This is a genomic window from Pelagibacterium sp. 26DY04, assembly GCF_031202305.1.
In the GTDB taxonomy this organism is placed as follows: domain Bacteria; phylum Pseudomonadota; class Alphaproteobacteria; order Rhizobiales; family Devosiaceae; genus Pelagibacterium.
In genome coordinates this window covers 3,227,889-3,247,680 of sequence record NZ_CP101731.1, presented here as the reverse complement: position 1 = coordinate 3,247,680, position 19,792 = coordinate 3,227,889, and the positions used below count along the sequence as shown (strand labels likewise).

Sequence of the window (19,792 nt, the reverse complement as noted above, 5' to 3'; positions counted from 1 at the left end):
TCCGGACTTGATCCGGGGACCCGCAAGGCTCCCACGAGCTGAGAAGAAATGTGTCCTTCAAACTCCTTCCGCACCCTCGGCAGCGTTTCGGGTTGTCGGGTCAAGCCTGACAATAACGAAGGAGAGGATGATGGAAGGGAAGAACGGCGACGCGGTGAGGGGGCTATGGCTGCACCCGCGCAATCCTTCGATCCACCCCCATGGTGATGGCCAGCGTCACGAACGCGAAGACCAGCAGACCGGCCGCGATGATATGCGCCTCGGTCCATCTGAGCTGCTCGACATAGTCGAAAATCGCGATGGACAGCACCTTTGTCTGTCCCGGTATGTTGCCCCCGATCATCATCACCACCCCGAACTCGCCCACCGTATGGGCAAAGCCCAGCACGGTTGCGGTCAGATATCCGGGCCGGGCCAGGGGCAGGGCGACGCGCAGGAAGGTCTGCATCGGGCTCGCCCCCAGCGTATGGGCCGCCTCGATGGGGTCTTCGCCGATGGCGATGAACGCATTGCGCAGCGGCTGGACGACGAAGGGCAGGGAATAGAACACCGAGCCGATGACCAGCCCCGGAAAGGTGAACGCCAGCGTCCGCGCGCCCCAGAGCGGGGCGAGCCAGCCGCCCGGCCCATTCACGCCCAAAAGGATCAGCAGGTAGAACCCCAGCACCGTGGGCGGCAGCACGAGCGGCAGGGCGACGAGCGCATTGACCACCACCGTCCAGCGCGAGCGCGACCGGGCCAGCCACCAGGCGATGGGCGTTCCGACGATCAGCAGGATCACCGTCGTCGTCGCGGCCAGGGCGAGCGTGAGCCGCACCGCCGGCCAGATGTCGGAGAGCAGGTTCACTCCGCGAACCCGTAGCCGTAAGAGGCGATGATTTCGTGCGCCGCCTCGGAGGTCTTTATAAAGTCGAGGAAATCGGCGGCCACTTCATTGTCGGTCAGCAGCACCGCGTCCTGGGTGATCGGCGTATAAAGCTCCGCATCCACCACCCAGCGCGATCCATCCTCGCGCCCGATCACCTGCGAGAGCGCCACGAACCCCAGCTCGGCATTGGAGGTATCGACGAACTGGTAGGTCTGGGAAATGTTCTGGCCGATCACCAGCCGATCGGCGAGCGCCTCTGTCAGCCCCAGAGCTTCGATCACCTCCGCCGCCGCCGCGCCATAGGGCGCCGCCGCCGGTTCGGCGATGGCGAGCCGGGCGAAATCGCCCTCAAGGCTCTCGGGGCCGGTCACCCGCTCCGGATCGGTGGAAAACAGCACCAATTGCCCGACGGCATAAGTAAACCCCGATCCCTCGACCGCCAGCCCCTCCTCGAGCAGCCGGGCCGGCGTTGCCGCATCGGCGGATAGGAACGCATCGAAGGGGGCGCCTTGGGTTATCTGCGCGTAAAGCTGTCCCGTCGCGCCAAAGGAAAATCCCACTTCCTGCCCGGTCTCCTCGGCAAAGGCCGCTCGCAATTGTTCGACCGCCGCCGTGAAATTGGCGGCAATTGCGATCTGCGCATCCTGCGCATGGGCCGGAAAGGCAAGAGCGAGAGCGAAGGCGAAAAGCGGCAGGCGCATGAAGCGTCCCTTCGATATGTTTGCCAAAACATATCGAGCTTTGCACGCCAGGCGCCGTCGAACAACCGATATGTTCAGCCTGACGGCTCGCCGCGCAGCTTCTTGAGCGCTTCAATATCCCCGGCGATCGCGGTTGCGGTCTTTTGCTCCATCGCGCGATACCGCGCCAGAACCTCGCGCCCGGCCTCGGTCAAGCTCGCGCCGCCCTGGCCCGAACCGCCCCGGCTGGTTTCGATCAGCGGACTGCCGAAGCCGTCATTGAGCGCCTGCACCAGGCTCCAGGCGCGTTTGTAGCTCATGCCCATGGCCTTGCCCGCCGCGCTGATCGAGCCGGTCGCCTCGATCCCGGCGAGCAGGTCGGCCCGCCCCGGTCCCATATAGAACCCCTCGTCGAGCACCACGCGAAGGTGCCCCAGGCCCGAAGCGGGGACAGGGCGCCTCATTTACGCCGAGAGCTTGGCCGCGTCCGCCGCCAGCGTGCGGATGGTGTCGAAATCCTTGGCCGCGATGGCATCGGCCGGCACGGTCCAGGAGCCGCCCACGCAGATGACGTTGGGGAGCTTGAGATACCCCTTGGCCTTTTCCATATCGATCCCGCCCGTGGGGCAGAATTTGATGTCCGGCAGCGGCGAGGCAAAGGCCTTGAGCACCGCAGCCCCGCCCATGGCTTCGGCGGGGAAGAATTTGAGGTAGGTATAGCCCAGAAGCGAAGCGGCCATGGCTTCGGTGGGCGAGGCGATCCCCGGCAGCAGCGGCACGCCGATATCCTCGGCGTCTTCGAGGAGTTTGACCGGCGCACCGGGCGATACCATGAATTGGCAGCCGGCATTGGCGGAGGCCTTCATGTCGTCCTTCTTGCGCACGGTTCCCGAACCCACAACGGCGCCATCGACCTTGGCCATCTCCTCGATGACCTTCAATGCATTGGGCGTGCGCAGCGTCACTTCGATATTGACCAGCCCACCGGCTACCAGCGCCTCGGCAAGGTTGCGGGCGGTTGCGACATCGTCATGAATAATCACCGGGACCACAGGCGCCGCCGAAAGGATTGTTCCAAGCTTTTCGGCATCTTGCTCCATGTCGTCCTCCATAGGTTCTTGCCAATGCTGCCTGTGCTCTAACACGGGCTTTATTGAATTGGGAACCAAAACTCCCTAAGTCATCCCCCGCGGCCGGCGAGCCGCGACACGCGACACGCGACAATGCGCGGGGATGCCTCCTATGCTCCAGCAGATCAACGCCATCACGCCCATCGAGGATGCGCGCGCGGTGCTTGCCGCCGAATTCGACCTCAAATTCTCCAAGGCGATCGAAAAGCACACCCGGCCGGTGTTCGAAAAGGTCAAGGACCGCATTCCCGAGGTCGAATGGCCGTTCTATGCGCCGCTTATCTTCCAGATCAATAAGCTCAAGCGCGAGAAGAACGCCGTCATCCTCGCCCATAATTACCAGACGCCGCAGATCTATTACGGGGTCGCCGATATCGTGGGCGACAGCCTGCAGCTCGCCATCGAGGCCACCCGGGTCGAGGCCGAAACCATCGTCCAGTGCGGCGTCCATTTCATGGCCGAGACATCCAAGCTGCTCAATCCTACAAAGCGGGTGTTGATCCCCGACAGCCGCGCCGGCTGTTCGCTCGCCTCCTCGATCACCGCCGCCGACGTGCTTTCGATGAAGGCGCAATATCCGAACGTGCCGGTGGTCACCTACGTCAATTCCTCGGCGGCGGTCAAAGCGGTCACCGATGTGTGCTGCACTTCGTCGAACGCGCTTCAGATCGTGGAAGCGGTCGAGGGAGATACGGTCATCATGATCCCCGACCAGTACCTGGCCAAGAACACGGCGAAAAAGACAAAGAAGAAGATCGTCACCTGGGCCGGCGCCTGCGAGGTGCACGAAACCTTCACCGCCGACGATATCGCCGAACTGCGCTCGGCCTATCCGGGCGCCAAGATCATCGCCCACCCCGAATGCCCGCCCGAGGTGATCGACGCCGTCGATTTCGCCGGCTCGACCTCGGGGATGATCGATTGGGTGCGCAGCCAGAAGCCCGAACGGGTGGTGATGGTCACAGAATGCTCGATGAGCGACAATGTCGCCGCCGAAACCGAGGGCGTCTCGTTCCTCAGAGGCTGCAATATCTGCCCGCACATGAAGCGCATCAACCTCGAAAACATCCTCTGGAGCCTGCACACCGGCACCGAGGAGGTCACCATCGCCCCCGAGCTGATGGATCCGGCTCGCGCTTCGGTCGAGCGCATGATCGCCTATTCCACCAGCCGGAGCTAGGTTCGGCTCAGAGCACGTCCTGCCATTCGGCGTGTTTTTCGATCTGGGCCTTGGCGAACGGGCAAAGCGGGATGATGCGCTTGCCTGCGGCCCGCGCGTCCTCGACGGCGCGCAGAACCAGCGCTTCGCCGAGATGGCGGCCCCGCAGCGCATCGGCCACATGGGTGTGGTCGATGATGATCTGGGTGTTGCCGACCTTGGTATAGGTCATTTCCGCTTCCGCGCCGTCGATGGCGATGAAATAGCGCCCCTTGCTGCCGTTGTCCTCGTGCTGGATCGTGACGTCGTTCATGGTCTGATGCTCCTTTATTACAGCATTTCAGCTTTTCTTCGAATCGCTTCAATGACTCTAAGTCTTTGTTTTTGTCGCGTGTCCGAACCGCAAAACCGTTTCCACTTTTGCTGGACACGCTCTAAACGGCCCGAGGCCTCAGCGGCACTCCGGGATGGCATTCGAGGTTGGCCCGATCCCAATCGCCCAGTGTCGCTGCCGCGTCATAGGTGGATTGGAAAAATTCGAGCAGGGTGGCGTCGGGGTCGGATGCGGTGCGCACGGCCTCATAGGGCAGGATGAATTCGCCTAAGCCCTCGTGGAAATAGGCGGCATCGGGCAAAACCGGCTGGTCCTTGAAGCCCTCGGGCACTGGATAGGCGTAGGAATAAAAAGCCTCGTCCTCGATGCCGCCGCCACCGGGCCAGAACCCGGCAGAGGAGACCTGGTGGCTGTAAGCCTCGTGGGTCACGGCATCGGGCAGGGCGGGAATGCCGCCTGGATGGCGCGGCGCGTCCCGCCCCGAAAACCGGGTCACGGCCATGTCGAAACTGCCCCAGAACAGATGCACGGGGCTGACCTTGCCCAGAAAGCTCGTGCGGAACTGGCGCATCACCCGATCGATCTGGACCAGCGCCCCAAAGAACCGCCGCACGGCATCGGCGTCATAGGGCCTTGACCGTGTGTCCTGGACGAAGGGCACCGGATCGGGGATCTCGTTGGGACTGCCATCGAACCGGGTGGTGGCGCCGATTTGTTCGAGCAGATCGATAAAGCGCCTATGGAAGTCGGCGACCGTCATGGGCTCGAGCGCAAACCGCGCGGTGACGCCATCGGCCGCTGTGGCGATAACCGCATGGTCGACCAAATCGAAGGCGATTTCGACGCCTCCGGACGGTCCGTCGCAGATCATGCCGGTGCTCAGCCCCCGCGCGTTGACATAGAGCGTGGCGTGCCAGGAATGATTGACCCATGGGGTCCGCGCCAGCCGGTACTTGCCGACGATCTGGCTGTAAAGGTGCAGCGCTGCGCAGGTTTCCCGCCATTGCGCAAACGGAATGGCGGGCCATTGGAGGCTTTGTCGCGTCATTGTGGGGATGACCTTTTGTGGCGTGAGGTGGCAGTTTGCACGCCTTGCTCGGGTCCGGCAATGGCCGGGCAACCGCCGGCCGCTTGCCAAGGGGCGGCACGGCTCCTAAACCTGCCTCCCGAGCGGGGGAGGCCCATGGACATCTTCGACAACGTTTTCAACGCCGAGGGCGTGGTGATCGTCGGCGCGGGCCTTGCGGGGCTCTTTTGCGCGCTCAAACTCGCCCCGCGCCCGGTCACCGTCCTCTCGCCCATGCCGCTCGGCTCGGGCGCCTCTTCCGCCTGGGCGCAAGGTGGCGTCGCCGCCGCCGTGGGGCAGGGCGATACGCCCCTCGCCCATGCGCTCGATACCGAAATGGCCGGCGCGGGGATCGTGGATCACGGCGTCGCCGAATCCGTTACCGCCGAAGCCGCCGCCCGCATCGACGATCTTGCCGATTGGGGCACCCCTTTCGATCGTGACGCGCTGGGCCAGTTCGTCCTCTCGCGCGAGGCGGCCCATTCGGCCCATCGCGTGGTGCGCGTCTCGGGCGACCGGGCGGGCCACGCCATTATGCAGGCGATCATCGCCAGGGTGCGGCAAACCCCCTCCATCCGCGTCCTCGAAGGCATCACCGCGGTCGATCTCGCCCATGCCGAAGGCCGTATCGTCGGCGTCTTCTGCCGCCGGCTGGGCGATCGCTATGTGGAGCCGGTCTTCATCCGCGCCCGCGCCACCGTGCTCGCCGCCGGCGGGCTGGGCGGGCTTTATGCGACAACCACCAATCCACCGTCCGTGCGCGGTCATGCCATGGGCATGGCGGCCCGCGCCGGGGCGATCATCGCCGATCCCGAATTCGTCCAGTTCCACCCCACGGCCATCCTCACCGGCCGCGATCCGGCCCCGCTGGCCACCGAAGCCCTGCGCGGCGAGGGCGCGGTCCTTATCAACGATTCCGGCGAGCGCTTCATGCAGGCCATCCACCCGGATGCCGAACTCGCCCCGCGCGACATCGTCGCCCGCGCCAATTTCCGGCAGATCAAATCGGGCCGCAAAGTCTTTCTCGATACGCGAGAGGCGCTGGGCGAAAAAATCCTCACTGCTTACCCGACCGTCGCCCAATATTGCCACGCCGCCGGCATCGACCCGGTCACCCAGCCCATCCCGGTTACTCCGGCCGCCCATTACCACATGGGCGGGGTCAAGGTGGACGAGGATGGCCGCTCCTCGCTTCCCGGCCTCTGGGTCTGCGGCGAAGCCTCGTGCACGGGCCTGCACGGCGCCAATCGGCTCGCGTCCAATTCGCTGCTCGAAGCCATCGTCTATGGCGCCCGCATCGCCGAGGACATCTCCGGCCTCGAACCCCAGCGCCGCCCGCTCCCCGATTTCGGCGGCATCGCCTGGGACGCGGAAAAAGGCGCCCGCGCCGAGGAGGTGCTGCGCAATCTCGAGGCCGTGAAGGATCTCCGCGCCACGATGAGCGCCGATGTGGGCGTCGAACGCGATGCGGAGGGCTTGAAGCGCGCTCTGCGCACGCTCCTCGAACTGGAGGAGACAGCGCTGGAAGTCACCCGCGCCTATCTCAACATGATCTCCTCGGCCACCCTGGTCACCGCCGCCGCCCTCAAGCGAACCGAAAGCCGCGGCGGACATTTCCGCACCGATTTCCCCCACACCAGTGCCGATTGGCAAACCCATACCGAAATGACCCTCGTGGAGGCGCGTGCGATCCGGGCACAGGCTTGATCGCAAGCACGAGCGGCAGGGCAACCATTGCCGCTTGACCAACACGCCATATATCGATATTGCTCGATATATGGAACAAACCGCCGCCATCGATGTTTTCGCCGCCCTCTCCCAGCCCACGCGGCTGGACGCTTTCCGCCTGCTCATGACTCATGAGCCCGAGGGCCTGCCGGCCGGCGAGATCGCCCGCCGCCTCGACATTCCCCAGAACACCATGTCCACGCACCTGGCAATCCTTTCGCGCGCCGGACTGATCGAATCCGAGCGCCACAGCCGCTCGATCGTCTACCGCGCCGTCGTCGATCGCGTCCGCGAGCTCGCCAGCTTTCTGGTCCAGGATTGCTGCGGCGGCCGACCTGAACTGTGCGAGCCCCTCATCGCCGAATTCACCCCCTGCTGCGCTCCAAAGGAGGCGAGCCATGTCTGACCCCGTTTATAACGTCCTGTTCCTGTGCACCGGAAACTCCGCCCGCTCCATCATGGGAGAGGCCCTGATGAACCATGTGGGCCAGGGCCGCTTCCGCGCCTATTCGGCCGGGTCCACGCCGAAGGGCGATATTCATCCTTTGACCATCGCCACCCTCGAGAAGGCCGGCGTTCCCACCGAGGGCCTGCGTTCAAAGACATGGGACGAGTTCGCGGCCCCCGATGCGCCGAAGATGGATTTCGTCTTCACCGTTTGCGACAATGCCGCCGGCGAAGCGTGCCCCGTGTGGCCCGGCCAGCCTATGACCGCCCATTGGGGCATCGAGGATCCGGCGGCTGTCCATGGTCCCGCCTTCAAGCAGGAAACCGCTTTCGAGGATGCGCTTCTCTATCTGCGCAACCGCATCGCCGCCTTCATGAGCCTCCCGCTCGCCTCCATCGACCGGATGGCCCTCACCTCCAAGCTGCAGGGCATCGGCGCCATGGACGGGGCCACCGGCTCGGGCAAGGGGGCCGCCTGATGTCGGTCTTTGAACGTTACCTCACCCTCTGGGTCGCCATCTGCATCGTTCTGGGCGTTGCCGCCGGACACTTCTTCCCCGGTGCCTTTCAGGCATTGGGCGCCTTCGAATATGCAGAGGTCAACCTGCCCATGGCGGTGCTCATCTGGCTGATGATCATCCCCATGCTGGTCCGCATCGATTTTCTGAGCCTGCGCAAGGTGGGGACCTATTGGCGCGGCATCGGGGTGACGCTCTTTGTCAATTGGGCGGTCAAGCCTTTCTCCATGGGGCTCCTGGGCTGGCTGTTCATCGGCTGGCTGTTCCGCCCGTTGCTGCCCGAGGCGCAGATCGAGAGCTATATCGCCGGTCTCATCATCCTCGCCGCCGCGCCCTGCACCGCCATGGTCTTCGTGTGGTCGAACCTTACCCGGGGCGAGCCTCATTTCACGCTGAGTCAGGTGGCGCTCAACGATGCGATCATGGTCGTCGCCTTCGCCCCCATCGTGGGTCTGCTGCTCGGGCTCTCGGCCATTACGGTGCCGTGGGACACGCTGCTGCTCTCGGTGGGGCTCTATATCGTCGTGCCGGTGATCGCCGCCCAGCTTTACCGGCGCTGGCTGCTCGCCAATGGCGGCATCGACGCCATGAACCGGGCCCTTGCCGTACTGCAGCCGATCTCGATCGCCTCCCTGCTGTTGACGCTGATCATGCTGTTCGGCTTTCAGGGCGAGCAGATCATCGCTCAGCCCACCGTCATCTTGCTGCTGGCGGTTCCGATCCTCATCCAGGTCTATCTCAATTCGGGCCTGGCTTATTTCCTCAACCGGGTATCGGGGGAGCAGCACTGCGTCGCCGGCCCTTCGGCGCTGATCGGGGCGTCCAATTTCTTCGAGCTGGCGGTCGCCGCCGCCATCAGCCTTTTCGGCTTCAACTCGGGCGCGGCGCTCGCCACGGTGGTGGGCGTCCTGGTCGAAGTGCCGGTCATGCTCTCGGTGGTCTGGATCGTCAACCGCTCGCAAGGCTGGTACGAACGCGGCGCCGCCGTGCGCCAGAACACCCAAACCGAGGCTGCCCAATGAGCGTCACCATCTATCACAACCCCGCCTGCGGCACCTCGCGCAACACGCTGGCGATGATCCGACAGTCCGGCATCGAGCCCACCGTGGTCGAATACCTTACGACCCCGCCCGACCGCGCAACGATCGTAAAGCTCGTCGCCGATGCCGGCCTCACCGTGCGCGAGGCGCTGCGCCAGAAGGGCACGCCCTTTGACGAACTCGGGCTCGCCGATCCGGCAAAATCCGATGACGAACTGCTCGACGCCATCGAGGCCCATCCGATCCTTTTGAACCGCCCCTTCGTGGTAACGCCCCTGGGCACCAGGCTCTGCCGCCCTTCGGAGGCCGTGCTCGACATCCTCGAAAATCCCGATATCGGCCCGTTCACCAAGGAGGATGGCGAGGTGGTCATCGACGCCGAAGGAAAGCGCGTTGCCTGATCTACCCAACGTCGCGCCCGCCGCCTTCGAAATTCCCGACATGGCCCGCCTCACCGCTCCAGGCATCGAGCACAAGCCCCGCATCCTGATGCTCTACGGGTCCTTGCGCGAGCGGTCCTACAGCAGGCTGCTGACCTATGAAGGCCAGCGGCTGTTGGAGGCGTTCGGCGCGGAGGTCCGCGTCTTTCACGCCAATGGGCTGCCCTTGCCCAACGATGCTCCCGATGATCACCCCAAGGTCAAGGAGCTGCGGGAGGCCATGCTGTGGTCCGAAGGGCAGGTCTGGACCAGTCCCGAACGTCATGGCGCCATGTCGGCGGTCATGAAGGCGCAGATCGACTGGATACCCCTTCCGGGCGGCGCCATCCGGCCGACCCAGGGGCGCACGCTGGCCCTGATGCAGGTCTCGGGCGGGTCGCAATCGTTCAACGCCGTCAATCAAATGCGCATTCTGGGCCGCTGGATGCGGATGGTCGCCATTCCCAACCAGTCATCGGTTGCCAAGGCGTGGCAGGAGTTCGAGCCCGACGGCCGGATGAAACCGTCATCGTTCTACGATCGCGTGGTCGATGTCATGGAAGAGCTTGTGAAGTTCACGCTCATCAATCGCGGCATAGCGGGCTATCTCACCTCCCGCTACAGCGAGCGCAAGCAAGCGGCTGCCGAACTGGAGGAACGGCGCGAACTCAAATCTCTCTAGCTCTGGGCCGGAACGTAGGTCAGCCTGATGACGTCCGCACCGATCCGGTCGCTCGCGACGAGATGCAAGGGCGGGCGCGGGCCGGTGAAGAAGGGCTTGCCGCTGCCGAGCACGACCGGGTGGAGGTAGATCCGATATTCGTCGATCAGCCCCAGTTCGGTGAGGCTGCCCGCCAATTGCGGCCCCGCGACTTCGATCACGCCGTCCCGTTGCGCCTTGAGTTCGCGTATCTCCGCCTCGATGTCGCTCCCGATAAGCGTTGCGTTGGGGCCCACCGAGGTCAATGAGCGCGACACCACCCATTTGGGCTGGTTTCGCCATGCCGCCGCATATTCGCGTTCGGCTTCGTCCCATTCTGGCCGGTCATCGTCCCAATAGCGCATCGTCTCATACATACGGCGGCCGTGCAAACTGCCGGCAAGGCCGCGCACGTCGTCGATGAAATGGCGGAAAAGCACGGCGTCGGGCCCGAAGGCCATATGGTCGACATAGCCATCCAGCGACTGGTTCAATGCAAAGACGAACTTGGCCATCGGGCGTCCTCCAACCTCCGAGGCTGGAACCTACGCTCAAATCAGACCAGCTTCAATCGGACCGCCCGCACATCCGGCCAGCGCTATTTTGCCGAATAGGTCACCGCTTCGATCTTGTGACCGTCCGGGTCGCGGACGAACGCCGCATAGTAATTGCCATCATATTCCGGCCGCAGCCCCGGCGCCCCATCGTCGCTGCCGCCGTTCTCGAGTGCCACGGTGTAAAAGCGCTCGACCATTGCGCGGTCTTCCACGGCAAAGGCGATGTGCGTGCCATTTCCGACCGTGGCCGGTTCCCCGTCGATCGGCACCTGAACGCTGAAATGGAAGGTTCCGCTCCCATAGCCCAGCCCGCCCTCGTCGTGGGCCATCAGTTCTATGCCAAGGATGGGCAACACGGTGTCATAGAACCTCTTGGAGCGTTCCACGTCATTGGTCCCGATCGGAACATGATGGATCATCACACCCTCCGCTTGTCTCTGCCCGATAACAGCGGGTAGTCCGCAGGGTTCCTTAAAAAGGGATGTGCGGGCCGGAACTTGTTCCCGGAATCCAGCAAGCACCGCCAGAAGAACCGCCGTGGCCCTAAGTCCCCAGCATCTCCACGATCCGCCGCAGCCCCTTGCGCAGATGCCGGTGGCGTTTGTCGCCCAGTTCCTGGGCGATGGTGTCCTCCAGCGACGCCCAGTGCTCCTCGATCGCTTGGCGCATGGCGTGACCTTGCTGGCTCAGCCGGGCGCCGGGCTCCATTTCCGGTCCCACGGCCAACCGCAGCAGGAGGTCGCGGCCCTCGAGCCGGGCCAGCCGCGCGTCGAGCTGTTCGGGCGAAAGGCCGGTGAATTCCAGCAGCGCCTCAGTCGTCACGCCGGCCGGATCAGAGAGCCCGAGCAGCACGGCGTCGTCGCCTGCTTCCAGGCCCCGCGCCGCCAAGGGGGCAAGCAGGGCCTGCCGGGCCAGATGGCCCGCTTCGATCAGGCGGTAGAGCGTCGAGCCGGCGGCGGATTTGGACATGGATACTGATCTAGCCAAAACCGGCCCTTCCGTCGAATCGCCTTTGGAAGGAAAGTTAATCGGGTGCCGCATGCTTGTCCGCGCTCCCGGGGCGCTATAATGCTGGTTGGCAAATGGAATTTCGCCGGAGTCGTTCCTTGCCGCTCACGCGTGTGACAGAAATGGAAGCGCTTGAGGACCACCGGTTCACCACGGCAAGCATCGCCATCCTGCCGGTCGCGGCCATCGAGGCACATGGTCCGCACTTGCCGGCGACCACAGATTGCGACATCGCCGAGGGTCATCTTAACGCGCTCGGCGCCCATCTTCCCAGTAACATTGACGCTGTCGTTTTGCCCATCCAGCGCGTAGGCGCTTCGCGCGAGCATTTGTGGGCCGAGGGAACCCAAAGCCGGGATGAAGCCGACCTCATGGCCGATTGGTTCGGCACGGCGAAAAGATGGGCGCGCGCCGGCGGCAAAAGGCTGGTGATCGTTTCCAGCCATGGCGGCAACACGGCGGTGGTCGATAGCGTCATCCTCAGGGCGCGGGCAGAACTGGGCATGCTGGCCGTCGGCACCGCATGGATGCGCTTTGCGCAACTGGAAACGCTCTACGATTATGACGAGCGCAAATACGGCATCCATGGCGGGGCCATCGAAACCGCGCTCATGCTCCATTTCGCGCCGCACCTTGTGGATATGGAAAAGGCCAAGAATTTCCCGTCTTCCTTTGCGGCCATCGAAAGCGGCATGACCCATCTTTCCGCCACCGGCCGGCACCGGTTCGGCTGGCTTAGCGCTGATCTCAATCCCGATGGCGTTGCCGGCGATGCGAGCATCGCGACGGCGGAGCAGGGGGCCCTGCTCGCCGATCACATTATCGCGGGCTTTTGCCAATTGCTTGACGATGTCGCCCGCTTCGACCTTTCCTGGCTCAGGCAACAAGGACAGTCCGCATGACCCAGGATCTCGCCCGTATCCGCGCCTTCGTGCAGGTGTTCGACGCCGGCGGCTTTTCGGCCGCCGCGCGCATTCACGGGCGGTCCAAGGCGCTGCTGTCGAAATACGTCACCGATCTCGAAGATTATCTGGGCGTGCGGCTGATGAACCGCACGACGCGCAAATTGAGCCTCACCGAGGCGGGCGAGGCCTATTACCGGGAGGTGCGGGAAATCCTCTCCCAGCTCGACGATCTCGACGCCACGATTACCGAGCAGTCCGCCGCCCCGCGCGGCATATTGCGCGTTTCCGCCCCGCGCAATTTCGGCGAATCCACGCTCCTCGAACCGCTGTTCGAATTCACCCGCGCCCATCCCGACGTCACCCTCGATCTAAGGCTCGAAGACCGCATGGTCGATCTCGTCGAAGAGGGGATCGATGTGGCGCTGCGTATTTCCAAAATGAGCGACACCTCGCTGATCGCGCGCAAGATCGCCGAAACCTCGGTGGCCGTTCTCGCCGCGCCCGAGATCATCAAGGCTCATGGGGCGCCCGCAACGCCCGAGGCGCTCAAGGGCGTGCCTTGCATCATCGACACCAACATGACCGGGCAGGCCAACTGGCAGTTCATCGAGGATGGCAAGACGGTCACCGTGCATGTGGATGGCCCGGTACGCGTCAATTCGCCCGTTGGCGCGCTGGTGGCGGCCAAAAAAGGCCTCGGTTTCGCGCTACTGCCGAGCTTTCTTGTCGATTCGGCTGTCCAGAAGGGGGAATTGGTGCCGGTTCTCGTCGATTATCTGCCGCAACGCCCGTTCCTGCAGGCTGTCTATCCGCATCGAAGGCATCTCTCGGGCAAGGTGAGGGCGCTGATCGATTTCCTCGTCGACTGGTTCCAAACCCATCCGGTCAATTCCTGATCCATGGCATCGTTCTTGCGCACAGCATCCGGAATGCTCCTGGCCGGACTGGCCTTGCTCGGCCTCGCTTCGCCGGTCCAGGCCCATCCTCATGTGTGGATCGATGCCGCCGGCGAGGTGCTGTTCGAAAACGGCGCCATTGTCGGCATGCGCCATCACTGGACGTTCGATCAGTATTTTTCCGCCTGGGCGATCCAGGGGCTCGACGCCGATGGCGACGGTGTGCTCACCCCGACCGAGCTCCAGCCGCTGGCCGAGGAGAACATCGAAGGTCTCGATTTTTATTCGTACTACACCTTCGCCGACCCCGAAGGTCTCGACGGCCATGCCGCGGTGGCCGGAGCGAGCGATCCTTCCATGGTTTTCGAAAACGGCCAGGTGACGCTCACCTTCACCATGGCCTTCGCCGAACCCCAGCGCGTCAACGGCATCTACGATATCGAGGTGGGCGATCCCGAATATTACGCCGCCTTCACCTTTCCGGATGCCGATTCCGTCACCCTCCAAGGCGCGCCCGAGGGCTGCACCGTGGTGGCCAAGGAACCCCAGCCCATCGATCCCGAACTCGAGGGGCGGCTGTGGATGCTGGGGCCCGATGTAACCGAACTGCCCGAGGATCTGCGGCAGGCGGCACGCGATCTGGCCAATCTGGTCACCGTCACCTGTCCGGCCGGAACGCCCGCCACCGCGCTCGACGCCATCGAAACGGTCACCACCCAGCGCCCGGCCACCCCGTTCGCCGCTCCGCCGGCGGAGACCTCGCTCGTTCCCACCCAGGGCGGGTTTTTCGGCTGGATCGCCGCTCAGCAGCGCGATTTCTACCGCGCCATGACCAATGCGCTCGGTGCCCTGCACGAAGACGGCAACGCCTTCTGGATACTTGGGGGCCTGAGTTTCCTCTACGGCGTCTTCCACGCCGCCGGGCCGGGGCATGGCAAGGTGGTGATCTCCTCCTATGTCCTGGCCAGCGAACGCCAGCTCCGCCGGGGCATCGTCCTGAGTTTCCTTTCGGCCATGATGCAGTCGGTGGTCGCGGTGGTGTTCGTGCTTATCGCCGCCAGCGTTTTGCGCCTCACCTCGATCGCCATGAGCGAGGCGGCGCGGTGGATCGAAATCGTCTCCTACGGGCTCGTCGCGCTGCTCGGAGCCTGGCTCGCGACGCGAAAAATCCTAGGTTCGCATGACCATGGACGTGAACACGGGGCTAGACCCGTCGATCATGGCCATATTCCCCGATCTCAACCCCTACATGCGGCACATTCGGACCACCATCACCACCACCATGATGGCTGCGACCATCACGTCGTCACCCCCGATCAGACCGGCGGAAACTGGCGCGAGGCGCTCGGTGTCGTGGTTTCGGTGGGGCTGCGGCCGTGCTCGGGCGCGCTGGTGGTGCTGGTTTTCGCGCTGAGCCAAAACCTCCTGCCGGCGGGCATTTTCGCTACGTTTCTCATGGGGTTGGGCACCGCCATTACGGTCGCCATCCTCGCCTCGCTTGCCGTGTTCTTGAAAGGCGGTGCGCTGAGGCTCACCGGCGGCGGCGCGCTTGGCGTATCGGTCCTGTGGTGGATGGAACTCGCCGGAGCGCTCCTGGTGATGGGCTTCGGCATGATCTTGTTGTTCGCCAGCCTTTAAAGGCGCAAATGCCCCGATAAACTGGGCAAATGGCCGCATTTCAGCGTCAAAGTGTTGCCCTGCGGCGCGTTGGCGCTATTGTGCGCGCAACAAAATCAACGCCTCACATCCGCTTCCCCGGGATACTGATGAACGCTCACTTGCCGCCCGATCATCCTACTGTAAAACCACGCAAAATCGGTGTGCTGCTGCTCAATCTCGGCACGCCCGACGCCACCGATTACTGGAGCGTGCGCCGCTATCTCAAAGAGTTCCTCTCCGACCCGCGGGTGATCGAAACGCCCAAATGGCAGTGGTGGCCCATCCTCAATCTCGTCATCCTCTCCTTCCGCCCGCAAAAGGCCGGCGCCAATTACGCGCGCATCTGGGACAAGGAAAAAAACGAAAGCCCACTTAGGGTTATCACCCGCGCCCAGGCCGAAAAGCTGGGTGCGGCAATGGCCGGCGAAGATGTGATCGTCGAATACGGCATGCGCTACGGCAATCCCTCGACCCAGAGCGCCATCGAAAAGCTCCATGCCCAGGGCTGCGACCGCATCCTGCTCTTCCCGCTCTATCCGCAATATTCGGCGACGACCACCGCGACCGCCAACGACAAGGCGTTCCTTGCGCTCAAGGACATCCGCTGGCAGCCGGCCGTACGCACGGTTCCGGCCTATTTCGCCGAAGATATCTATATAGAAACATTGGCGAAATCGATAAAGGAGGGCGTCGAGGCGCTCGACTTTGTCCCCGACCTGGTGATCACGTCGTATCACGGCATGCCCAAGGAATATCTCGAGAAGGGAGATCCTTATTATTGCCAATGCCAGAAGACCACGCGGCTGGTGCGCGAAAAGCTCGGATGGCCGGAAGAAAAGCTCATGGTCACCTTCCAGAGCCGCTTCGGCCCCACCGAATGGCTGCAGCCCTATACCGACGAGACACTGAAATCGCTGCCCGAAAAAGGCATCAAGAAGGTCGCCATTCTCGCGCCGGCCTTTTCGGCCGACTGCATCGAAACCCTCGAGGAAATCGCCATCACGGGCGAAGAGGAATTCATGCATGCCGGCGGCGAGCGCTACGCCTATATCCCGTGCCTCAACGATACGCCCGACGGCATGGCGATGATCGAAGCCATCGTACGCAAGGAGCTTTCCGGCTGGCTTTAAAGCTTTCTTAACCATGAACTGAAAGCTTCCGTTTAGATTTGTGAAGCGCGTCGCGGATGCGGTTCCATACTGACGGAATTTTCGACCTTGGGCCAAAGCACGCGCAGCCTCGCACTGGTGGTTCTGGCCGGCGGTGGCGCGCTGGCTGGCGTCTCGCTGGGCTTTGCGCAGGGCGATGGCTCGCGTACCGACAATCCCGACCTGTTGCGCGGTTCGCTTGGCGTCGGCTGCCCGGCTGGAACGTTATGCGATTTTCCAGCCGAACGCCTGTTGGCGCGACCGATACTGCCGGCAAATGCGCTGGCTTCCACCCCCGCGCCGCTTGCGACAGTCGCCCCTGCAGAGGTGCCAAGCGTCGCTCTTCCCGCTGCACCGGCACCAGTTCCGGTCCTGCCTGAAACCGCCCCCGTCTCGACGCCCGTGGCCTCAAGCGACCATGCAGATCTTGCCTACGGTATCAGCCTGCGCGGCGCCTATGTCCGCAGCGAGGATGAGGAGCGCTTCGAAATGCTGACCATTCCGTCCATCGGCTTTTCCCGCTCGGTCGGGGCGGCCGATGTGACGCTCGATGCGTCCGCAACGCTGGTGCAGCCGCGTTCCGACGACCCGCGCATTGCCGACGCGCAGGTGGCGTTCGATACCGAATACAGGCTCTCACCCTCGGCGGACCTGGCGTTCAACGCCGATTTCGCGCTTTCGCAGGACGATCCACAGGCGCTGACGGTTGATACCGCCGATCTCATTACGACCCCACTCATCGTTTCCGGTGGCCTGGGCGCTGCTTATACGCAGACCTTCGGGCGGCTGGACGCGACCGTCAGCCTCGGGCTGGATCGCGAATGGGTTGGGTCGTCGACGCGCAGCGACGGGATCGAGATCGACAATGACGACGAAAGCTATACCCACTACGAGGGCGGGCTGCGGCTTGGTTACGCGGTGACCCCGGTGCTCGAAATCTTCGGCCAGGGCACGGCGGGGCGCACCGATTTCGATGGAGCCGATCCAGATCTCGGCCTCAACCGTAATGGCGCGGACTATACCCTGCGCGGCGGAATCGCGGGCAATTGGAACGACGTGCTGGTGGCGGAACTATCGCTCGGGTCGGGCTGGCGGGACTATGACGCCGCGCGGCTGGCCGACGCGCAAAGTTGGCTCTATGGCGCTGCTCTGGGCTACCGGTTCAGCCCCACGACGCAGATCGTTGCGAGCCTTGAAACCGAGTTGACACCGGGAGAGGATGGCGGAGGGGCCAGTACGCGCTATCTGGCGGGCCTTGAGGCCTCCCATACCGCCAATTCCTGGCTGGGATTGCGGGCTTCTGCAGGCCTCGAATGGCTGGCGCCAGACGATGAAACCCCGGCCAGCCGGCTCTATTCAGCCGGAATCGGGGCCGATGTGCTTATCGGCCCGCACACCAGCGCTACCCTCGATTACGAGTATGGATTGCGCGAAGACCCCGGCGCGGCGGATGCGCGCCGGGACGAGCATCGGGTGAGCGGCGGGATCAGCCTGCAATACTGATCGGGATATCCCCGGTCAGGGTCTTGAGTTCCTTCATGAAGGCATCGGCAATGTCGTCGCGATCAAGCGCGAAGACGACATTGGCCGTGAGGAACCCGATCTTGGAGCCGCAGTCGAAGGACCGGCCATCATATTTGACGCCGGTGAAGGGCTGCATATCCATCAAATGCTGCATGGCATCAGTGATCTGGATTTCCCCGCCGGCGCCGACGGTTTGCTCGGACAGCAGCATAAAGATTTCCGGCTGCAGGATGTAGCGCCCGGAAATGATCAGATTGGAGGGTGCATCCTCGGGCTTGGGCTTTTCCACCATGCCTTGGATGGAAAAACCTGTATCGGGACCCTCGCCGCGGGCCACCACGCCGTAAGAAGAGACCTCCTCGTGGGGCACTTCTTCAACGGCGATGATATTGCCACCTGTTTCCTCATAGGCGTCCATCATCTGCTTGAGAACGCCGGGCTCGGACTTGAAGATCATGTCGGGCAAAAGCAGGGCAAAGGGCTCCCGGCCGACGATGTCTCGCGCGCACCAGACGGCGTGGCCGAGACCGAGCGGCTCCTGCTGGCGGGTGAAACTGGTTTGGCCGGCCTTGGGCAATTCACGGCGCAACTGTTCGAGCGCCTCGTGCTTGCCGCGTGTCTCAAGGGTGGATTCGAGCTCGAACTGGCGATCGAAATGGTCTTCGATCACGCCCTTGTTGCGGCCGGTGACGAAGACGAAATGCTCGATTCCGGCTTCACGGGCCTCGTCCACCGCGTACTGGATGACGGGCTTGTCGACCACCGTCAGCATTTCCTTGGGCATGGCCTTGGTTGCGGGAAGAAAGCGCGTGCCGAGGCCGGCAACGGGAAAAACGGCAGTACGGACTCTGCGGACCACTGGATACTCCTTGGATGTGCGCAATAAACTAAGACAGTTTCAATGCCTTAATGCAAGATTGGGGTAACGGTTTCGTTCCGCTTCCGCTATGAGCGGGGGCGAAAGTGTCGTTCGTTTGGAATAAGATCATGGCTATTCTGGTGACAGGTGGAGCCGGATATATCGGTTCCCACATGGTTCTTCATCTCGCCGATGCCGGCGAATCGGTTGTCGTGCTCGACAATCTGACGACTGGTTTTCCCTGGCTCGTCGATCACCGCGTAAAGCTCGTGGAAGGCGATGTCGCCGACACGGAACTGGTCAAACGGCTGATCGCGGAGCACGGGATCGAGGCGGTTATCCATTTCGCCGGCTCGATCGTGGTGCCCGAATCGGTGGAAAATCCGCTCAAATATTACAAGAACAACACAGTTAACACGCGCGACCTGATCGCGGCCTGCGTCGCCGGCGGGGTCAAGCACTTCATCTTTTCATCGACCGCGGCGGTTTATGGCATGGTGGGCCTCGAGCCCGTCGCCGAAGACGCGGTGCTCTCGCCGGTTTCGCCCTATGGCAAGTCCAAGCTCATGAGCGAATGGATGCTGGCCGATGTGGCGGCGGCGCACCCGATGACCTACGGGGTCTTGCGCTATTTCAACGTGGCGGGTGCCGACCCGCAGATGCGAGCCGGCCAATCGACCGCTGGCGCGACGCACCTGATCAAGGTGGCGGTGCAGACCGCGCTGGGGCACCGGGAAAAGATGAGCGTTTTCGGCGACGACTATCCCACCCCCGATGGCACATGCGTGCGCGACTATATCCACGTCTCCGATCTGGTCGCGGCACACGGGCTGCTGCTCGAGCATCTGCGCAAGGGCGGGGAGAGCCTCACGGTCAATTGCGGCTATGGGCGCGGGTTCTCGGTCGATGAGGTGGTTTCGACCGTCAAGCGCGTGACCGGCATCGACTTTCCCGTCGAGCATGGCCCCCGGCGGCCAGGCGATCCCGCTTCCATCGTTGCGGGGGCCGATCGGATCAAGGCGCTGGGATGGCAGCCGCGCCACGACGACCTCGCCGGCATTGTCGAAATGGCCTATAAATGGGAAAAATACCTCGACACCCGTAACGACCGCCCCTCCATTCTTTGAGCCGGCTGCTTTCGGGGCAG

23 protein-coding genes are annotated in these 19,792 nt (G+C 63.4%); 13 read left to right on the top strand and 10 right to left on the bottom strand.

What is annotated here, in order from left to right; all coding sequences use genetic code 11:
• Positions 1 to 163 precede the first annotated feature (163 nt).
• The 4 genes from modB to eda form a co-directional block, all read right to left on the bottom strand.
• The gene (gene modB / locus NO932_RS16070; RefSeq protein WP_309208347.1) at positions 164 to 847 is read right to left on the bottom strand and encodes a molybdate ABC transporter permease subunit; all 684 of its coding nucleotides are present in this window, start codon (positions 845 to 847) and stop codon (positions 164 to 166) included.
• On the bottom strand, positions 844 to 1,569 hold the full coding sequence (gene modA / locus NO932_RS16065) for a molybdate ABC transporter substrate-binding protein (protein ID WP_309208346.1): 726 nt from the start codon (positions 1,567 to 1,569) through the stop codon (positions 844 to 846). The genes modB and modA overlap by 4 nt, the downstream gene beginning before the upstream one ends.
• Positions 1,570 to 1,643: 74 nt before the next feature.
• Complete coding sequence (locus NO932_RS16060; protein ID WP_309208344.1) at positions 1,644 to 2,012, bottom strand: winged helix-turn-helix domain-containing protein; 369 nt, start codon at positions 2,010 to 2,012, stop codon at positions 1,644 to 1,646.
• A complete protein-coding gene (eda, locus tag NO932_RS16055) occupies positions 2,013 to 2,648 on the bottom strand; it encodes a bifunctional 4-hydroxy-2-oxoglutarate aldolase/2-dehydro-3-deoxy-phosphogluconate aldolase (RefSeq protein WP_309208342.1) in 636 nt (211 codons plus the stop codon). It lies immediately after the preceding gene.
• Between the two features lie 142 nt (positions 2,649 to 2,790).
• Here eda and nadA point away from each other — a divergent pair, with 142 nt between their 5' ends.
• Positions 2,791 to 3,858, top strand: coding sequence for a quinolinate synthase NadA (nadA, locus tag NO932_RS16050; protein ID WP_309208340.1), 1,068 nt, complete (start codon positions 2,791 to 2,793; stop codon positions 3,856 to 3,858).
• Positions 3,859 to 3,865: 7 nt separating this feature from the next.
• On the opposite strand, the gene NO932_RS16045 is transcribed toward nadA, so the two are convergent.
• Positions 3,866 to 4,150, bottom strand: coding sequence for a GNAT family N-acetyltransferase (locus NO932_RS16045; RefSeq protein ID WP_309159984.1), 285 nt, complete (start codon positions 4,148 to 4,150; stop codon positions 3,866 to 3,868).
• 121 nt (positions 4,151 to 4,271) lie between these two features.
• Positions 4,272 to 5,219, bottom strand: a complete 948-nt coding sequence (locus NO932_RS16040) for a DUF5996 family protein (RefSeq protein WP_309208339.1) — start codon at positions 5,217 to 5,219, stop codon at positions 4,272 to 4,274.
• Positions 5,220 to 5,354: 135 nt separating this feature from the next.
• Between NO932_RS16040 and NO932_RS16035 the strand changes: the two genes are divergently transcribed.
• The 6 genes from NO932_RS16035 (at position 5,355) to arsH (ending at position 10,071) form a co-directional block, all read left to right on the top strand.
• Positions 5,355 to 6,944 (top strand): L-aspartate oxidase, encoded by a 1,590-nt coding sequence (locus NO932_RS16035; RefSeq protein ID WP_309208338.1) that lies wholly within the window; start codon positions 5,355 to 5,357, stop codon positions 6,942 to 6,944.
• 70 nt (positions 6,945 to 7,014) lie between these two features.
• On the top strand, positions 7,015 to 7,371 hold the full coding sequence (locus tag NO932_RS16030; protein ID WP_309211070.1) for a metalloregulator ArsR/SmtB family transcription factor: 357 nt from the start codon (positions 7,015 to 7,017) through the stop codon (positions 7,369 to 7,371).
• Positions 7,364 to 7,891 (top strand): arsenate reductase ArsC, encoded by a 528-nt coding sequence (locus tag NO932_RS16025; protein WP_309208336.1) that lies wholly within the window; start codon positions 7,364 to 7,366, stop codon positions 7,889 to 7,891. The genes NO932_RS16030 and NO932_RS16025 overlap by 8 nt, the downstream gene beginning before the upstream one ends.
• Complete coding sequence (gene arsB, locus NO932_RS16020) at positions 7,891 to 8,952, top strand: ACR3 family arsenite efflux transporter (RefSeq protein ID WP_309208335.1); 1,062 nt, start codon at positions 7,891 to 7,893, stop codon at positions 8,950 to 8,952. The genes NO932_RS16025 and arsB overlap by 1 nt, the downstream gene beginning before the upstream one ends.
• Positions 8,949 to 9,371: an arsenate reductase (glutaredoxin) gene (gene arsC / locus NO932_RS16015; protein ID WP_309208334.1), complete on the top strand. Its 423-nt coding sequence runs from the start codon at positions 8,949 to 8,951 to the stop codon at positions 9,369 to 9,371. Before arsB ends, arsC begins: the two co-directional genes overlap by 4 nt.
• The gene (gene arsH / locus NO932_RS16010; RefSeq protein WP_309208332.1) at positions 9,328 to 10,071 is read left to right on the top strand and encodes an arsenical resistance protein ArsH; all 744 of its coding nucleotides are present in this window, start codon (positions 9,328 to 9,330) and stop codon (positions 10,069 to 10,071) included. The genes arsC and arsH overlap by 44 nt, the downstream gene beginning before the upstream one ends.
• Here the strand turns inward: arsH and NO932_RS16005 are convergent.
• From NO932_RS16005 to NO932_RS15995, 3 genes are all read right to left on the bottom strand, one after another.
• The gene (locus NO932_RS16005; RefSeq protein WP_309208330.1) at positions 10,068 to 10,604 is read right to left on the bottom strand and encodes a dihydrofolate reductase family protein; all 537 of its coding nucleotides are present in this window, start codon (positions 10,602 to 10,604) and stop codon (positions 10,068 to 10,070) included. The genes arsH and NO932_RS16005 overlap by 4 nt on opposite strands.
• An 83-nt stretch (positions 10,605 to 10,687) precedes the next feature.
• Entirely contained in the window at positions 10,688 to 11,065 is a 378-nt protein-coding gene (locus tag NO932_RS16000; protein WP_309208329.1) for a VOC family protein, read from the bottom strand.
• Positions 11,066 to 11,189: 124 nt separating this feature from the next.
• Complete coding sequence (locus tag NO932_RS15995) at positions 11,190 to 11,615, bottom strand: hypothetical protein (RefSeq protein WP_309159996.1); 426 nt, start codon at positions 11,613 to 11,615, stop codon at positions 11,190 to 11,192.
• A gap of 137 nt (positions 11,616 to 11,752) precedes the next feature.
• Between NO932_RS15995 and NO932_RS15990 the strand changes: the two genes are divergently transcribed.
• The 5 genes from NO932_RS15990 (at position 11,753) to NO932_RS15970 (ending at position 17,765) form a co-directional block, all read left to right on the top strand.
• Positions 11,753 to 12,556: a creatininase family protein gene (locus tag NO932_RS15990; protein ID WP_309208328.1), complete on the top strand. Its 804-nt coding sequence runs from the start codon at positions 11,753 to 11,755 to the stop codon at positions 12,554 to 12,556.
• On the top strand, positions 12,553 to 13,455 hold the full coding sequence (locus tag NO932_RS15985) for a LysR family transcriptional regulator (RefSeq protein ID WP_309208326.1): 903 nt from the start codon (positions 12,553 to 12,555) through the stop codon (positions 13,453 to 13,455). Before NO932_RS15990 ends, NO932_RS15985 begins: the two co-directional genes overlap by 4 nt.
• Before the next feature lie 15 nt (positions 13,456 to 13,470).
• A complete protein-coding gene (locus tag NO932_RS15980; RefSeq protein WP_309208325.1) occupies positions 13,471 to 15,093 on the top strand; it encodes a DUF1007 family protein in 1,623 nt (540 codons plus the stop codon).
• Between the two features lie 128 nt (positions 15,094 to 15,221).
• A complete protein-coding gene (hemH, locus tag NO932_RS15975; protein ID WP_309208323.1) occupies positions 15,222 to 16,244 on the top strand; it encodes a ferrochelatase in 1,023 nt (340 codons plus the stop codon).
• Between the two features lie 87 nt (positions 16,245 to 16,331).
• On the top strand, positions 16,332 to 17,765 hold the full coding sequence (locus NO932_RS15970) for an outer membrane beta-barrel protein (protein WP_309208321.1): 1,434 nt from the start codon (positions 16,332 to 16,334) through the stop codon (positions 17,763 to 17,765).
• Here NO932_RS15970 and galU read toward each other — a convergent pair.
• Entirely contained in the window at positions 17,749 to 18,645 is an 897-nt protein-coding gene (gene galU / locus NO932_RS15965; protein WP_309160002.1) for a UTP--glucose-1-phosphate uridylyltransferase GalU, read from the bottom strand. The genes NO932_RS15970 and galU overlap by 17 nt on opposite strands.
• 128 nt (positions 18,646 to 18,773) lie before the next feature.
• Between galU and galE the strand changes: the two genes are divergently transcribed.
• Positions 18,774 to 19,772: a UDP-glucose 4-epimerase GalE gene (gene galE / locus NO932_RS15960; RefSeq protein ID WP_309208320.1), complete on the top strand. Its 999-nt coding sequence runs from the start codon at positions 18,774 to 18,776 to the stop codon at positions 19,770 to 19,772.
• The last annotated feature ends 20 nt before the right edge of the window (positions 19,773 to 19,792 follow it).

Coding starts and splice junctions, on each gene's coding strand:
- hemH (WP_309208323.1), top strand. CDS start 15,222: ATGAACGCTCACTTGCCGCCCGATCATCCTACTGTAAAACCACGCAAA.
- NO932_RS16035 (WP_309208338.1), top strand. CDS start 5,355: ATGGACATCTTCGACAACGTTTTCAACGCCGAGGGCGTGGTGATCGTC.
- modA (WP_309208346.1), bottom strand. CDS start 1,569: ATGCGCCTGCCGCTTTTCGCCTTCGCTCTCGCTCTTGCCTTTCCGGCC.
- NO932_RS16040 (WP_309208339.1), bottom strand. CDS start 5,219: ATGACGCGACAAAGCCTCCAATGGCCCGCCATTCCGTTTGCGCAATGG.
- galE (WP_309208320.1), top strand. CDS start 18,774: ATGGCTATTCTGGTGACAGGTGGAGCCGGATATATCGGTTCCCACATG.
- NO932_RS16000 (WP_309208329.1), bottom strand. CDS start 11,065: ATGATCCATCATGTTCCGATCGGGACCAATGACGTGGAACGCTCCAAG.
- arsH (WP_309208332.1), top strand. CDS start 9,328: ATGGCGAGGTGGTCATCGACGCCGAAGGAAAGCGCGTTGCCTGATCTA.
- NO932_RS16060 (WP_309208344.1), bottom strand. CDS start 2,012: ATGAGGCGCCCTGTCCCCGCTTCGGGCCTGGGGCACCTTCGCGTGGTG.
- eda (WP_309208342.1), bottom strand. CDS start 2,648: ATGGAGCAAGATGCCGAAAAGCTTGGAACAATCCTTTCGGCGGCGCCT.
- NO932_RS16030 (WP_309211070.1), top strand. CDS start 7,015: ATGGAACAAACCGCCGCCATCGATGTTTTCGCCGCCCTCTCCCAGCCC.
- nadA (WP_309208340.1), top strand. CDS start 2,791: ATGCTCCAGCAGATCAACGCCATCACGCCCATCGAGGATGCGCGCGCG.
- NO932_RS16005 (WP_309208330.1), bottom strand. CDS start 10,604: ATGGCCAAGTTCGTCTTTGCATTGAACCAGTCGCTGGATGGCTATGTC.
- arsC (WP_309208334.1), top strand. CDS start 8,949: ATGAGCGTCACCATCTATCACAACCCCGCCTGCGGCACCTCGCGCAAC.
- NO932_RS16045 (WP_309159984.1), bottom strand. CDS start 4,150: ATGAACGACGTCACGATCCAGCACGAGGACAACGGCAGCAAGGGGCGC.
- NO932_RS15985 (WP_309208326.1), top strand. CDS start 12,553: ATGACCCAGGATCTCGCCCGTATCCGCGCCTTCGTGCAGGTGTTCGAC.
- arsB (WP_309208335.1), top strand. CDS start 7,891: ATGTCGGTCTTTGAACGTTACCTCACCCTCTGGGTCGCCATCTGCATC.
- NO932_RS15995 (WP_309159996.1), bottom strand. CDS start 11,615: ATGTCCAAATCCGCCGCCGGCTCGACGCTCTACCGCCTGATCGAAGCG.
- NO932_RS16025 (WP_309208336.1), top strand. CDS start 7,364: ATGTCTGACCCCGTTTATAACGTCCTGTTCCTGTGCACCGGAAACTCC.